Raw genomic sequence first — 13461 nt, 5'->3', positions numbered from 1 at the left:
CCCCTGGGCGGAGCGCTGTCGCCCATTCCACGTCACCCCAAGGAGGAGATCATGAAGTTCGGAGCTTTACGGTTCGCGCTGCCCCTGTGCGCGGGCCTTGCATCGCAGGTCCAGGCGCAGTCGTCGCTCACGCTCTACGGCATCGTCGACGCGGGCTTTCGCCACGTGAGCAACAGCGGCGTCGGCTCGATCGACAGCCTGTCCAGCGGCGGCTACCGCACCAGCCGCCTCGGCATCCGCGGCTCGGAGGACCTCGGCGGCGGCCTGCGCGTGGGCATCAAGCTCGAGACCCTGATCGGCGTCGACACCGGCAACGTGGGCTCGACCAGCATGCCGGGCCAGTTCTGGAACCGCGGCTCCTACGTGGAGATCCTCGACCGCGGCTGGGGCACGCTGCGCCTGGGCTACGACCTGCATCCGGTCTACGTCACCTGGATGGAGAACGATCCCTGGCTCAACATCGGCATGGGCAGCTCGGGCAATCTCTACGACACGCTGCAGAACGGCCCGCTGCGCTCGGTGTTCGGCCCGCTCTCGAAGAACGACACCACCTTGCATTACGCGCGCAACATGCTGCAGTACTTCAGCCCCAGCCTCAACGGCTTCTCGGGCACGCTGGCCCTGGCCCCGCGCGAGAACGAGACCGTCGCCACCGGCGCGGCCCGGCTGCGGCTGATCCGGCTCGGCTACAACGCCGGCGGGCCCTTCAGCGCGGCGGTCGCGCATGCGGTCTCGGACGTGCAGTTGCGCGCCGGAACGCCGACGAACCGGCTCGACGATTCGGTCGCCACCCTGGCCTGGGACTTCGGCGCCGTGCGGCTGGCCGGCACCTGGCGCCAGTTCCGCGCGGCCGGCAGCCGGCAGGCGAACTGGATGCTGGCCGCGACGGTGCCGGTGTCTACCGGCAAGATCCAGCTCTCGCACGGCCGCACGCGGCTGTACGGCACGGTCACGACCCAGCTCGCGCCCGGCACCGTGGCCGGTCCCGTCGACGGCAACGGTGGTTCGATGTGGGTGCTGGGCTATGCGCATTCGCTGTCGAAGCGCACCACGCTCTACACCCAGGCGGCACGCATCGAGAACCGCGGGCGTTCGTTCATGGCGCTGCCCGGCGGGCCCGCGGTCAACGCGGGCAACTTCGCGGGCGGCCGGTCGACGGGCTTCGAGCTCGGCATCGCCCACACCTTCTGAGGCCTGGGTCTACCCCTTCTTCAGCGCCCGGATGCGCAGCATGCCTTCCTGCGCCGTCGAGGCCACGAGCCGGCCGTCGCGCGTGTAGATGCTGCCGCGGCACAGGCCGCGCGCGCCGCTCGCGCTCGGCGAATCGAGCACGTAGAGCAGCCAGTCGTCGAAGCGGAAATCGCGGTGGAACCACATCGCGTGATCGAGGCTCGCGGGCCGCACCTGGCCGGTCATGAAACTCAGGCCGTGCGGCAGCATGGCGGCGCGCAGCAGGCCGTGGTCGGAGGCATAGGCCAGCAGCGCGCGGTGCACCATCGGGTCGTCGGGCAGCGGCGCGATCGCGCGCATCCAGATCACGCTGTCGGACGCGGGCCGCGGCACCGGCGCGAGCAGGTCGTCGGGCTGGACCCGGCGGTACTCGATGCCGTGCGGCTCGATCGCCTTGCTGCGCCAGGGCTCGGGCAGCCGGTCGCCGAGCGCGATGCGCTGGTCGAGCTCGCTGACCAGGCCCTCGGGGCCGGCCACCTCGGGCATGTCGATCTGGTGCTCGACGCCGTCGTCCACGGTCTGGAACGAGGCCGACATCTCGAAGATGATGCGCTCCTGCTGGCGCGCCACCACGTGACGGGTGGTGAAGCTGCGGCCGTCGCGCACGCGGTCCACGCTGTACTCGATGGGCGCATGCTCGCCCGGCAGCAGGAAGTAGGCGTGCATCGAATGCACGGGCCGATCGGCACCGACCGTGAGGTTGGCCGCCATCAACGACTGGCCCAGCACCTGGCCGCCGAACACGGCCGGCGTGCCGATGTCCTCGCTCTGCGCCAGGAAGCGGTCGCCGCCCAACGGTTCGAGCTGCATGAGGGCGACGAGGTCGTCGACGAGGCGGGCGGCGGTGGCGGTATCGGGGGTCATCGGGAGCGGCTGGACGAAAGAGAGCCGCAAACGATAGCAAACATGGGGCCAGGGGGCTGTCGCGCGCGCTTCGGGCGCCCTTGACTCCCCCCTGCCGTCCCTCAGCGGTCCAGGTCAACCCCGTCGGCCGCCAGCTTCGCCTGCAGCGCCGCCACGTCCACGTCGGCGAACGCGCCGCTGCCGAGCGTGGCCGCCGCCGTGCCCGCGGCCTGCCCCATCACGAAGCAGCCGCCGCTGGCGCGCGCGGCCGACTGGCCCTCGTGCGTCATCGAGGCGCAGCGGCCGGCCACCAGCAGGTTGGCGACCGTGCGTGGCACCAGCATGCGCCAGGGCAGGTGGTTGTAGGCGTTGTCGGCATCGCGCGGGAAGGCCCACTCGATGCGGCCATCGGCATGCATCTCCATCGGCCAGGCATTGAGGCCGATGGCGTCGTCGAACTTCGCCGACGACAGGATGTCCTCGCGCTCGAGCGCGTACAGGCCCTGGATGCGCCGCGTCTCGCGGATGCCGACCTGCGGCGCGATCTCGACGATGGCCGACTGCGCGAAGCCCGGCACCTCGGCCTTGAGAAAGCGGAAGTACTCGGCGATCTGGCGCCGGCCCTCGAGCTCGCCCTCGGTGAGTTCGCGCGCGTCGACGCCGTTCATCGCGCGGCCCTCGGCATTGCGGATCTGCGTGACGTTGGCGCGCCATTCGCGCGGGTCCTTGTTGGGCCGCAGGATCGCGCCCTCGCGCGGGAAGCGGTAGGCGCCGGGCTTGCTCGCCTCGGCGCGCGCCATGAAGTCGTTGATGGCCTTGAACTCGCCCACCGCCTCGAGCGCGGCCGGCGCGTCGACCTGGCCGATGCGGAACATGGTGGTCGGGAACAGGCCGCTGCCGTGGCCGTCGCCGACCTCGAAGGGCACGCCCGCGAAGGCCGCCACGTCGGCGTCGCCGCTGGCGTCGACGAAGGCATTGGCGCGGATCGCCTGCCGGCCCGACTTGGTCTCGACCACCAGCGCCGCGATGCGCTCGCCGTCGTGGATCACCGAGGCCGCGAGCGCATGGAACAGCAGCTTCACGCCGGCCGCCTCGAGCAGCTGGTCGGCCGCGAGCTTGTAGGCCGAGGTGTCGTACGAGCGCACGCGGATGCGCCCGCCCATGCCGTCCTGCGGATCGTTCATGCCGTTGAGCGCGACGATGCGCTCGACCAGCTCGTCGACCACGCCGCGCACCAGCTGCGTCATCTGGCCGCGGCGCTTGCCGTACAGGCCCGCGAAGTTGGTGACGCCGCCCGCCGTGCCCATGCCGCCGAGGAAGCCGTAGCGTTCCACCAGCAGGGTGTTCGCGCCGTGGCGCGCGGCGCTCACGGCGGCGGCGATGCCGGCGGGACCGCCGCCGACCACCACCACGTCGTAGCTGCCGAAGACCGGCAGCGAACGCGACGGCTCGGCCATCGTCATTGCAGCCGTCATTGGAGAGTGATGCCCTTGGTCGAGATGATCTTGGTCATGATCGCGGCCTCGTCGTTGACGCGCGCGCGCATGCCGTCGGGCGAGGTGCCCACGGCCTGCCAGCCCTGCTCGAACAGCTTCTGACGCACCTCGGGCTGCTTCATCACCGCTTCGAGCTCGCGCCCGATGCGCGCCTGCGCGGTCTTCGAGAGATTGGCCGGGCCCAGCAGCGCCACCCACACCTCGAGGTTGAAGTCGCGCACGCCGGCATTGGCCAGCGGCGGCACCTCGGGCACCAGCGCGCTGCGGCCGGCGGTCAGGCCGATGGCCTTGAGCTTGCCGGCCTTGATCTGCGGCATCGCCACGCCGGGCGGGATCAGGCCCATCTGGATCTGATCGCCGAGCATGCCGGTGATGACCTGCGGATTGCCCTGGTAGGGCACGTGCTCGGGGTTGAAGCCCGGCACGCGGCTCTTGAGCAGTTCCATGCCCAGGTGGCCGACCGAGCCGATGCCCACCGAGCCATAGTTCCACTTGTTGCCCGCCTTGCGGCCGGCGTCGAAGAAGGCCTCGCCCGAGGGCAGGTTGTTCTGCGCCACCAGCACCAGCGGCGCGGTCGCGAGCAGCGAGAGGTAGGTGAAGTCCTTGGCCGGGTCGTAGGGCAGCTTGGGATAGAGCAGCTTCGACGACGTGAGGTTGCCGTTGATGACGACGCCCAGCGTGTGGTCGTCGCTGGCCTTGGCCACCGTGTCGGCCGCGATGTTGCCCGAGGCGCCGGGCTTGTTGTCGACCACGATCGGCTGGCCCAGCGCCTTCGACAGCGGCTCGGCGATGGTGCGCGCGGCGATGTCGGGCGTGGAGCCGCCCGGGAAGCCGACGAGCAGGCGGATGGGCTTGGTGGGCCAGGCGGGCGCCTGCGCGCTCGCGGCCAGCGGCAGCGTGGCGGCGGCCAGGCCGCAGGCGATCAGGAGGGCTCTCTTGGTGGCTTGCATGGAGGAAGAAATGTCAAAAAGTGTCAAAACAGGCGGGCAGCTTAACTGCCCCAAGCAAGGCACGGGCCGCTATTCGAGGCTGATGTTGCCCCTGCGCACCAGCTCGCCGTAGACCTTGGACTTGGCCTCGGCCTGGCGCTCGATCTCCTCGGGCGACCAGGCCAGCGGCTCGAAGGCGAAGGTGTCGAAACGGGCGCGGATCTCGGGGTCGGCGATGACCTTCGCCACGTCGGCGTTGATCTTCGCCTTGATGGCCGCCGGCACGCCCTTGGGCGCGAGCAACGAGACGAAGGAATTGACCTCCAGCCCGGCCGGGCCGCCGGCCTCGGCCATGGTCGGCACCTCGGGCATCTGCGGGATGCGCTTGGGCGCGGCCACCGCGATGTAGCGCAGCTTGCCGGCCTTGTAGATGCCCTGGCTCGAGGGAATGCTCGCGAAGGCCCACGGCACTTCGCCGGTGCCCACGTTCGAATACAGCTGCGAGACCTCGCGGTAGGGCGCGTGGCGCATGCGGATGCCGCTCAGCGCCTCGAGCTGCTGCGCGCCCAGGTGGCCCGGGCTGCCCACGCCCCAGGAGCCGTAGACGATGGCGTCGGGATCGGCCTTGGCGGCGGCGATCAGGTCGGCCATGGTCTTCCACTTGGAGTCGCTGCCCACGGCCACGAAGAAGGGCGTGCGGAACAGCGAAGCCACCGGGTCGAAGTGCTGCAAGGTCACGAAGTTGCGCGACTTGTACAGGTGCGGCAGCGCGGCCACGTGCTCGCTGTCGAGCTGCAGCAGGGTGTAGCCGTCGGGCGCGGCGCGCCGGGCCTGGTCGATGGCGATGAAGCCGCCGCCGCCGGGCCGGTTGTCGATCAGCACGCGCTGGTTCCACAGCCGCGAGAGCTTGTCCGAGACCAGCCGCAGCACCGCGTCGGGGCCGCTGCCGGCCGCGAAGGGCGTGACCAGCGTCACGGGCTTGTTCGGATAGTCGCCGGCCTGGGCCGCCGCGCCGCCGGCCATGGCCAGCGAGGTCAGGGCGAGAAGGCCGGTCAGCAGTGCGCGCGGGAAGTTCATGGTCGTTTGTCTCCGGTGGGCCTGGGGCCTCGATGGTTGTGGATCTTGAAGGCGTCGGGTGTCAGTGCGGCGAAAGCGCGGTGGCCTCGGTGCGTGCCGCCGGGCGCAGCGCCTCGGGCGCGTCGTCCAGGCAGCGCTCGGGGCGCCAGGCATAGAGCCACTCGACCGCATCGTAGAAGCGCTCGGGCGTGCGGCCGGTCCAGAGGCTGTTGCGCACCAGGCGCTCCACGCCCCTGGCATGGTAGAGCCGGCCCATCTCGCGCACCGACAGCACCACGCGGGCCGTGCGCGCCACGCGCGCCGCCTCGTAGAGCCGGAAGGCGGCCGGCAGGTCGAAGTCGCAGGCCTTCACGGCCTCGCCGAGCGTCACCGCGTCCTCGAGCGCCATGCAGGCGCCCTGCGCCAGGTACTGCATCATCGGATGCGCGGCATCGCCGAGCAGCGTGGCCGCGCCCTCGCTCCAGCGCTCGACCGGATCGCGGTCGGCGGTGCTCCAGCGGCGCCACGAGGTCGGGCGATCGAGCAGCTGGCGCGGGCGCGCATGCACGCCCTCGAAGTACGACAGCACCTCTTCCTTGCTGCCGTCGGTCACGCCCCATTCCTCGCGCTCGCGGCTGTGGAAGGTGACGACCAGGTTGTATTGCTCGCCATGGCGCAGCGGATAGTGCACCAGGTGGCAGTTCGGGCCGGCCCAGACCACGGGCGCGTTCCAGCGCAGATCGGCCGGCATGTCGGCCGCCGGCACCACCGCGCGGTAGACCACGTGGCCCGAGACGCGCGGTGCGTCGCCGATCAGCGCGGCGCGCACCACCGACTTCACGCCGTCGCAGCCGACGATGGCATCGGCCTGGAAGCGCCGGCCGTCGCGCGTGACCGCGACCACGCCCTCCCCGCGGGTGTCGAGGGTCTCGACCTGCGCCGAGGTGTGGAAGCGGATCAGCGGATGCTGCTTCACGGCCTCGTGGATCGCGCCGTGCAGGTCGGCGCGGTGGCTCACCGCATAGGGGTTGCGAAAGCGCGCGCGGAAGGCCTCGCCGACCGGCACCGAGGCCACCTCCGAGCAGTCGACCGCGTCCATCATCACCAGCCGGTCGGTGAACACCGAGCCCCGGCGCACCGCCTCGCCCACGCCCAGCGCGTCGAGCGCGGCGAAGGCATTGGGGCCGAGCTGCAGGCCGGCGCCGATCTCGCCGATGGCGGCGCTCTGCTCGAGCAGGTCGATCGACACGCCCAGGCGCGCGAGCGCCAGCGCGGCGGCCATGCCGCCGATGCCGCCGCCGACCAGCAGCACGGTGGGGGAAGGGGTCGGGCTCATGCGCGGCTCGCTCAGTCGATGCGCACGCTCAGCGACGGCAGCCGCTCGATGCTGACCTTGATCGTCTGGCCGGGTTTCACCGCGCCCACGCCCTCGGGCGTGCCGGTGAAGATCAGGTCGCCGGGCTGCAGCGCGAACAGGGTCGACAGGTTGGCGATCACTTCGTTGACCGACCAGATCAGGTGCGTGACGTCGCTCTTCTGGCGCACCTCGCCGTCGACCTCGAGGCGGATCTCGCCGGCGTTGATCTCGCCCACCTCGGCCAGGGTGCGCAGCGGCGCGATCGGCGCCGAGAAGTCGAAGGCCTTGCCGATCTCCCACGGCCGGCCCTGCTCGCGCATCTTCATCTGCAGGTCGCGGCGCGTCATGTCGAGGCCGACGGCATAGCCGTGGATGTGGCTCGCGGCCTGCTCGACCGGGATGTCGCGCCCGCCCTTGCCGATGGCCACCACCAGCTCGGCCTCGTAGTGGTAGTTGGCGGTCAGCGCCGGATAGGGAATGGCGCCCGTCGCGCCCTCGGCCACCGGCACCACCGAGGCGTCGTCGTTGGGCTTGCAGAAGAAGAACGGCGGCTCGCGGTCGGGATCGAAGCCCATCTCGCGCGCATGGGCCGCGTAGTTGCGGCCCACGCAGTAGACGCGGCGCACGGGGAACTGCTTGTCGCTGCCGACGATGGGCAGGCCGACGATGGAAGGGGGCGTGAAGACGAAGGACATGAGGGCTCCTGCCGCATGGGGCGGCAACGGTCGAGGGAAAGGAAAAAAACGAAAGGGCCGGGGTTCAGGCGTTCTCGAGGAAGGCTTCGCGCAGGATCCCCATGGCCTGCTGCACCGGCCGGTCCGAGAAGCTGAAGAGCACGCAGTCGCCGTGGGGCGCATGCAGCGTGAGCGGCGCCCACGAGGGCACGACGAAGGTGTCGCGCGGCCCGAACTCGAAGCGCTGGCCCGCGATCTCGGCGCTGCCATGGCCTTCGACCACGCTGTAGACGCTGCCGTCGGTGGCACGGTGCGTCTTGCCCGCGAAGCCCTTGGGCAGCAGCTGCAGGTTGGTCGAGATGGTCGGCATCGGCGAGCCGCCGGTCAGCGGATTGATGTAGCGCAGCTTGTGGCCCAGCCAGGCATCGGGCGCTTCCTGCTTCTGCAGTTGCGCCAGCGCCTCGCGGCTGCGTGCATAGGGGTAGTTGAAGATCGGCGAGGTCTGCGACGCGTGGTCGTGCCGCACCGGCACCATGTTGTGGCCGAAGCGCGCGAGGCTGTGGCCCTCGGGCCGCGCCACGTGCTGCACCTTGGCGTCGTCGTTCTCGGCGAAGCCGGCGTCGAAGAAGCGCAGCATCGGAATGTCGAGGCCGTCGAGCCAGACCACCGGCTCCACCACGCCCTCGATGCCCTCGTTGCCATGGTCGTGCCAGGCCCACGAGGGCGTGATGATGAAGTCGCCCGGGTACATGGTGGTGCGCTCGCCGCCCACGGTGGTGTAGGCCCCCTGGCCGTCGACGATGAAGCGCAGCGCCGACTGCACGTGGCGGTGCGAGGGCGCTACCTCGCCCGGCATGATCAGCTGCAGCCCCGCATAGATCGACTGCGTGATCGACGAGTTGCCGGGCAGCGCCGGGTTCTCGAGCACCAGCACGCGGCGCACGGCCTCCTCGGCCGTGATCAGGTCGGCCGACTCCATCAGCAGCGGGCGGATCTCGTCGTAGCGCCACAGCGCGGGCACGCAGGGCGTCTGCGGCTCGCGCGGCACCAGCGCATGCAGCGATTCCCACAGCGGCGTGAGGTGCAGCGGGCGGATGCGGTCGTAGTAGTCGCGGCGCTCCTGCGCATTGGAGGGCGCGGCGCGGGCGGTGGAGGGGTTCATGGCGTGTCTCTCGCGGTGCATGGCGCGGCGGCGACTTCGGGCGCCGGCCTGGTTAGAACTTCCGAATCAACGGGATCATCCGCCCGCACTACTATTGGCGCAATGGGGGACCGGCGATAGCTCCGATCCTGTTTTTCGATAATGGTGGCCCGCGGGCCGCACACGGCGAGGGCCGCGCCCATGGCACAACTCGATCTGGAATGGCTCTTGGTGTTCGACGAGGTCTACAAGACCGCCAACGTCTCGAGCGCCGCCGAGCGGCTCGGCATCTCGCAGTCGGCCGCGAGCACGGCGCTCGCCAGGCTGCGCACCCACTTCGGCGACAAGCTGTTCGTGCGCACCTCGCGCGGCATGGAGCCCACGCCCTATGCGCGCCAGACCCAGCCGCTGGTGCTCGACATCCTCGACCGCCTCAACCGCGCCAAGGGCGGGCGCGCGGTGTTCGATCCCGCCACGGCCGAGCGCAGCTTCCGCATCTGCATGACCGACATCAGCGAGGTGGTGCTGCTGCCGGGCCTGCTCGACCACCTGCGGCACGTGGCGCCGGGCGTGCGCATCGAGACCGAGATCATCTCGACCGAGAGCGGCCGCCGGCTCGAGGACGGCGCGGTCGACCTCGCGGTGGGCTTCATGCCGCAGCTCGAGGCCGGCTTCTACCAGCAGACGCTGTTCATGCAGAACTTCGTCTGCCTGGCGGCGCGCAACCATCCGCGCGTGGGCGCCCGGCTGACGCGCAAGCGCTTCGAGGCCGAGGCGCACGCGGTGGTGGCCTCCTCGGGCACCGGCCATGCGATCGTCGACAAGACCATCGCGCGGCTCGGGCTGCGGCGCAACGTCGTGACGCGGCTGTCGAGCTTCCTGAGCGTGGCGCGGATCGTGGCCCACACCGAGCTGCTGGTGGTGGTGCCGCGCATCCTCGGCCAGGTGCTGGCCACGCAGGAACCGGTGCAGCTGCTCGAGCCGCCGTTCGAACTGCCCTCGTACGCGGTCAAGCAGCACTGGCACGAGCGCTTCCATGCCGACGCCGGCAATGCCTGGCTGCGGCGCACGCTGGCGCAGCTGTTCAACGAAGGCGAGGCGGCGGGCCCGGCCTGAGCCGGTGGCATGGAGCTTGCGGCCCGGCGGGCATGCCTGGACGACGGGCGGCGGCCGAACCGTCATGCGCGCCCTCGCATAATCGCCTCCCCCACGTCCCGGCCCCCCACGGCCCCTTCCCGAAAGCACAAAGGCACAGCATGTCTTCCATCACCCTGCGATTCCTCGCCGAGCCCAACACCGTCAACTTCGGCGGCAAGGTCCACGGCGGCACGGTCATGAAGTGGATCGACGAGGCCGGCTACGCCTGCGCCACGAGCTGGGCCAAGCGCTACTGCGTCACCGCCTTCATCGGCAGCATCCGCTTCCACCGCCCGATCATGATCGGCGACCTGGTCGAGGTCGAGGCGCGCATGGCCTACACCGGCAAGACCAGCATGAACATCTCGGTCGAGGTGCGCAGCGGCGACATGAAGGGCGGCGCGATGGAGAAGACCACCGAGTGCCTGATCGTCTTCGTCTCGGTCGACTCGCACGGCCGGCCGCTGCCGGTCGAGGCCTACGTGCCGGGCACGCCCGGCGAGATGGCGCTGGCCGAGCGCGCGCGGGCGCACCTCGACGCGAGCCGCGCGGCCTCGGGCAACCCCTGAGCGGTCCGCAAAGACCTGAATAGGCAAAAGGCTCTAACCGCACGCGGCCCGCGCGGCTAGAGTTCGGCGGTTTCCGGCAGACCGCCCCTTTCCCCCTTTCCCGCTCCCCACCCCTTCGGACCGCACATGGCCACCCAGGACGACGACCGCTTCGACAAGACCTCCGACCGCATCAAGGATTCCGCGCAGCAGATCTGGCTGGCCGGCCTCGGCGCCTTCGCCAAGATGCAGCAGGAGGGCAGCAAGGCCTTCGAGTCGCTGGTCAAGGACGGCGCCGGCATGCAGAAGCGCACCCAGCAGGCGGCCGAGGAAACCCTGTCGCAGGCCCAGGCCCGCATGGCCGGCTTCGCGAACGAGTTCGGCACCAAGGCCGCGGGCCAGTGGGGCAAGCTCGAGAACATCTTCGAGGAACGCGTGGCGCGCGCGCTCGACAAGCTCGGCATGCCGCCGCCGGCCGAAGTGGCCGCGCTGCAGGCACGCGTGACGGCGCTCGAGGCCGAGCTGGCAACCCTGCGCGGCACTGCCGGCACCGCGAAACCCGCCGCCAGTCCGGCGCGCGGTGCGCGCGCCGCGCGCCACGCCAAGTCGGTCGAGACCCCGGCACGCAAGGCCACGGTGCGGCGCAACAAATCGAGCGGCACCGAATAAAGCCGCTTTCCGGCCTCGAAGCGGCCGATTCCGGCGCCGAATGCGCAATGAAGCGCTGCACGGCGCCACGCGCATGCGGCACTGCACAAACGCAGTGCCCCGCAAATCAATGTCCCCCTGCGCGCTTCGCGCGGCGTTCCTGCGCTAGAGTGTTTCCAAGAGACAACCCGGGAGCACCGACATGGCCAGGAAAGCGCCACGCCGCACTGCACAACGCATTCTCGAAGCCGCGCTGGACCTGTTCAACCGCTTCGGGGAGCCGAACGTCTCCACCACGCTCGTGGCCGGCGAGCTCAACATCAGTCCCGGCAACCTCTACTACCACTACCCGGCCAAGGAAGAGCTGATCAACAAGCTCTACGAGGGCTACGAGACCGAGCTCGGCGAGCTGCTCCATGCGAGCGAGGGCATCCACGACGTGGAGGACGCCTGGTTCTTCATGCACAGCCTGTTCGAGCTGATCTGGCGCCACCGCTTCCTCTACCGCGACCTCAACGACCTGCTGAGCAAGAACCGGCATCTCGAGACCCAGTTCCAGCTCGTGCTCAAGCACAAGGTGCGCGCGATGCGCCAGCTGATCGCGGGCCTGGGCCGCGCCGGCCACCTCGAGATCGACGCGCAGGAGGTCGACACGCTGGCGCAGAGCATGGTGGTGGTGCTGACCTACTGGCTCAGCTACGAGTACGTGCGCAACCCGCGCCAGGCGCTCGAGCCGGCCCATGCGCAGGCCGCGCTGCTGCGCGGCGCCCGCCACACCCTGCACCAGCTCGCGCCCTATCTCGGCGCCGAGCAACGGCGCCATTTGCTGACACTGGGCCAGGCCTACGGCGGCGAAGATGCCGCCAGCAGCCCTTCCGCCTCGTCCCCTGCCGATATGGCCGCCTGAACCATGTCCCCCCACGATTTCAAACCGCTCCCGCTGATGTCGACCGCGACGGCCGGCGGTACGCCCGGCACCGCCGGTTCCAGCCCCTGGGCGCCGCTGCCCTACGCCGACGTGCCGCGCTTCGATGCGCGCAGCCTGATCGCGCACTGGGCGCGCTTGCATGCGGGCCACGAGATGCCGGCGCCCGAGCACAACGAGGCGCTGGCCGAGGGCTGGGCGCTCTATCACAGCGGCGAGTTCGAACGCGCCGCGGCCATCGGCCTGCTGCACGGCGCCGAGGGCCTGGCGCTGGCCAACCAGGCGACCGCGATCTATGCCAACTACCTCGAGCCGCGCGAAGCCGTGCGGCTCGCGATGTTCCGCCAGGTGGTGGAACGCGCCGGCGCGCAGGTCGCGGCCGAGCCCGACGACTGCCAGGCGCTGTACTGGCAGGCCTATGCGATGGGCCGCTACAGCCAGGGCATCAGCGTGGCACGCGCGCTCGCGCAGGGCCTGGGCACGCGGCTCAAGGAGGCGCTCGAACGCGTGATCGCGCTCAAGCCGCGCCATGCCGACGCCCATGTCGCGCTCGCCGCCTTCCATGCCGAGGTGATCGACAAGGTCGGCGCGCTGGTCGGCCGCATGACCTACGGCGTGCGCGCCGAGACCGCGGTCGAGCTGTTCGAGCACGGCATCGCGCTGCATCCGCATTCGGCCAGCGCGCTGATGGAATACGCGCGCGCGCTGCTGATGCTGCATGGCGACGCGCGCATGGCCGAGGCCACGCGGCTCTACGAGAAGGCCGCGGCGCTCAAGCCGGCCGACGCGAAGGAGCGGCTGGACGTGGAACTCGCGCGCGCCGGCCTCTCCGAATAGGCCGCGGCCACGGCGGGGGATCCAGTCGGCGCGCGGCTGCGTACTGACCGGATGACCCGCCTTCCACACCCCCATCCCGAACGCGCCCCCGCGGCGCGCCCCAGGCACCCGCTCGGCTGGCTGGCCGTGTGTGCGTGCGCCGCGCTCACGGCCTGCGCGACGCCGGCACCGACGATCGCGCCGGTGCCGGCGGTCGACATCGCGCGCTTCATGGGCGACTGGTACGTGATCGCGCACATCCCGACCTTTCCGGAGAAGAACGCGTTCAACGCCGTCGAGTCCTACGCGCAGCGGCCCGATGGCCGCATCCAGACCGACTTCCGCTACCGCGACGGCAGCTTCGACGCGCCGGTCGAGACCCTGCATCCGGTGGCCACCGTGCGGCCCGGCACCGGCAACGCGGTCTGGGGCATGCAGTTCATCTGGCCGATCCAGGCCGAGTACGTGATCGCCGACGTGTCGCCCGACTACCGGAGCACCATCGTCGCGCGCAGCAAGCGCGACTACGTCTGGCTGATGGCGCGCACGCCCGAGCTGGCGCCCGAGGCCTACGCCCAGGCGCTGCGCAAGATCGAGGCCCTGGGCTACGACCTCGCGAAGCTGCGCCGGGTGCCGCAGCGCTGGCCGGAGCGCTGACCCG

At 70.7% G+C, this 13461-nt stretch carries 14 protein-coding genes; 7 read left to right on the top strand and 7 right to left on the bottom strand.

All coding sequences use genetic code 11. The features are described from left to right. Nucleotides 1-51: 51 nt before the first annotated feature. Entirely contained in the window at nucleotides 52-1191 is a 1140-nt protein-coding gene (locus tag AC07RM_RS31245) for a porin (protein ID WP_495336972.1), read from the top strand. Between the two features lie 9 nt (nucleotides 1192-1200). On the opposite strand, the gene AC07RM_RS31240 is transcribed toward AC07RM_RS31245, so the two are convergent. The 7 genes from AC07RM_RS31240 to gtdA form a co-directional block, all read right to left on the bottom strand. After that, complete coding sequence (locus AC07RM_RS31240; protein ID WP_495336971.1) at nucleotides 1201-2094, bottom strand: acyl-CoA thioesterase; 894 nt, start codon at nucleotides 2092-2094, stop codon at nucleotides 1201-1203. A gap of 101 nt (nucleotides 2095-2195) precedes the next feature. Then, complete coding sequence (locus AC07RM_RS31235) at nucleotides 2196-3548, bottom strand: FAD-dependent oxidoreductase (RefSeq protein WP_495336970.1); 1353 nt, start codon at nucleotides 3546-3548, stop codon at nucleotides 2196-2198. Next, the gene (locus tag AC07RM_RS31230) at nucleotides 3545-4519 is read right to left on the bottom strand and encodes a Bug family tripartite tricarboxylate transporter substrate binding protein (protein WP_296779052.1); all 975 of its coding nucleotides are present in this window, start codon (nucleotides 4517-4519) and stop codon (nucleotides 3545-3547) included. Before AC07RM_RS31230 ends, AC07RM_RS31235 begins: the two co-directional genes overlap by 4 nt. A 69-nt stretch (nucleotides 4520-4588) precedes the next feature. Beyond that, the gene (locus AC07RM_RS31225) at nucleotides 4589-5575 is read right to left on the bottom strand and encodes a Bug family tripartite tricarboxylate transporter substrate binding protein (protein ID WP_093354268.1); all 987 of its coding nucleotides are present in this window, start codon (nucleotides 5573-5575) and stop codon (nucleotides 4589-4591) included. Nucleotides 5576-5636: 61 nt separating this feature from the next. Then, nucleotides 5637-6890, bottom strand: a complete 1254-nt coding sequence (locus AC07RM_RS31220) for a 3-hydroxybenzoate 6-monooxygenase (RefSeq protein WP_495336969.1) — start codon at nucleotides 6888-6890, stop codon at nucleotides 5637-5639. Between the two features lie 11 nt (nucleotides 6891-6901). Next, the gene (locus tag AC07RM_RS31215) at nucleotides 6902-7606 is read right to left on the bottom strand and encodes a fumarylacetoacetate hydrolase family protein (RefSeq protein ID WP_495336968.1); all 705 of its coding nucleotides are present in this window, start codon (nucleotides 7604-7606) and stop codon (nucleotides 6902-6904) included. A gap of 64 nt (nucleotides 7607-7670) precedes the next feature. Further along, nucleotides 7671-8747 carry a gentisate 1,2-dioxygenase gene (gtdA, locus tag AC07RM_RS31210; RefSeq protein ID WP_495336967.1) on the bottom strand — a complete coding sequence of 359 codons (1077 nt, stop codon included), beginning with the start codon at nucleotides 8745-8747 and terminating at the stop codon, nucleotides 7671-7673. A gap of 180 nt (nucleotides 8748-8927) precedes the next feature. On the opposite strand from gtdA, the gene AC07RM_RS31205 reads away from it, so the two are divergent. From AC07RM_RS31205 to AC07RM_RS31180, 6 genes are all read left to right on the top strand, one after another. After that, nucleotides 8928-9842: a LysR family transcriptional regulator gene (locus tag AC07RM_RS31205; RefSeq protein ID WP_495322764.1), complete on the top strand. Its 915-nt coding sequence runs from the start codon at nucleotides 8928-8930 to the stop codon at nucleotides 9840-9842. A 140-nt stretch (nucleotides 9843-9982) separates the two neighbouring features. Further along, the gene (locus AC07RM_RS31200) at nucleotides 9983-10432 is read left to right on the top strand and encodes an acyl-CoA thioesterase (protein ID WP_203203155.1); all 450 of its coding nucleotides are present in this window, start codon (nucleotides 9983-9985) and stop codon (nucleotides 10430-10432) included. A gap of 126 nt (nucleotides 10433-10558) precedes the next feature. Then, nucleotides 10559-11080, top strand: a complete 522-nt coding sequence (locus AC07RM_RS31195; protein WP_495336966.1) for a phasin family protein — start codon at nucleotides 10559-10561, stop codon at nucleotides 11078-11080. Between the two features lie 181 nt (nucleotides 11081-11261). After that, nucleotides 11262-11966 carry a TetR/AcrR family transcriptional regulator gene (locus tag AC07RM_RS31190; RefSeq protein ID WP_093354255.1) on the top strand — a complete coding sequence of 235 codons (705 nt, stop codon included), beginning with the start codon at nucleotides 11262-11264 and terminating at the stop codon, nucleotides 11964-11966. 36 nt (nucleotides 11967-12002) lie between these two features. Continuing rightward, nucleotides 12003-12821: a tetratricopeptide repeat protein gene (locus AC07RM_RS31185; protein ID WP_281078242.1), complete on the top strand. Its 819-nt coding sequence runs from the start codon at nucleotides 12003-12005 to the stop codon at nucleotides 12819-12821. 51 nt (nucleotides 12822-12872) lie between these two features. Beyond that, nucleotides 12873-13457: a lipocalin family protein gene (locus tag AC07RM_RS31180; RefSeq protein WP_495336965.1), complete on the top strand. Its 585-nt coding sequence runs from the start codon at nucleotides 12873-12875 to the stop codon at nucleotides 13455-13457. Nucleotides 13458-13461: the final 4 nt, after the last annotated feature.

This window comes from Variovorax sp. GW821-FHT09B05 (assembly GCF_059418265.1).
This window is presented reverse-complemented; position numbering and strand designations above follow the sequence as displayed.

What these genes read in the sequence shown, in the direction of transcription:
- AC07RM_RS31200 (WP_203203155.1), top strand. Translation starts at nt 9,983, where the DNA reads ATGTCTTCCATCACCCTGCGATTCCTCGCCGAGCCCAACACCGTCAAC.
- AC07RM_RS31205 (WP_495322764.1), top strand. Translation starts at nt 8,928, where the DNA reads ATGGCACAACTCGATCTGGAATGGCTCTTGGTGTTCGACGAGGTCTAC.
- AC07RM_RS31215 (WP_495336968.1), bottom strand. Translation starts at nt 7,606, where the DNA reads ATGTCCTTCGTCTTCACGCCCCCTTCCATCGTCGGCCTGCCCATCGTC.
- AC07RM_RS31230 (WP_296779052.1), bottom strand. Translation starts at nt 4,519, where the DNA reads ATGCAAGCCACCAAGAGAGCCCTCCTGATCGCCTGCGGCCTGGCCGCC.
- AC07RM_RS31220 (WP_495336969.1), bottom strand. Translation starts at nt 6,890, where the DNA reads ATGAGCCCGACCCCTTCCCCCACCGTGCTGCTGGTCGGCGGCGGCATC.
- AC07RM_RS31180 (WP_495336965.1), top strand. Translation starts at nt 12,873, where the DNA reads ATGACCCGCCTTCCACACCCCCATCCCGAACGCGCCCCCGCGGCGCGC.
- AC07RM_RS31235 (WP_495336970.1), bottom strand. Translation starts at nt 3,548, where the DNA reads ATGACGGCTGCAATGACGATGGCCGAGCCGTCGCGTTCGCTGCCGGTC.
- AC07RM_RS31245 (WP_495336972.1), top strand. Translation starts at nt 52, where the DNA reads ATGAAGTTCGGAGCTTTACGGTTCGCGCTGCCCCTGTGCGCGGGCCTT.
- AC07RM_RS31240 (WP_495336971.1), bottom strand. Translation starts at nt 2,094, where the DNA reads ATGACCCCCGATACCGCCACCGCCGCCCGCCTCGTCGACGACCTCGTC.
- AC07RM_RS31225 (WP_093354268.1), bottom strand. Translation starts at nt 5,575, where the DNA reads ATGAACTTCCCGCGCGCACTGCTGACCGGCCTTCTCGCCCTGACCTCG.
- AC07RM_RS31190 (WP_093354255.1), top strand. Translation starts at nt 11,262, where the DNA reads ATGGCCAGGAAAGCGCCACGCCGCACTGCACAACGCATTCTCGAAGCC.
- gtdA (WP_495336967.1), bottom strand. Translation starts at nt 8,747, where the DNA reads ATGAACCCCTCCACCGCCCGCGCCGCGCCCTCCAATGCGCAGGAGCGC.
- AC07RM_RS31185 (WP_281078242.1), top strand. Translation starts at nt 12,003, where the DNA reads ATGTCGACCGCGACGGCCGGCGGTACGCCCGGCACCGCCGGTTCCAGC.
- AC07RM_RS31195 (WP_495336966.1), top strand. Translation starts at nt 10,559, where the DNA reads ATGGCCACCCAGGACGACGACCGCTTCGACAAGACCTCCGACCGCATC.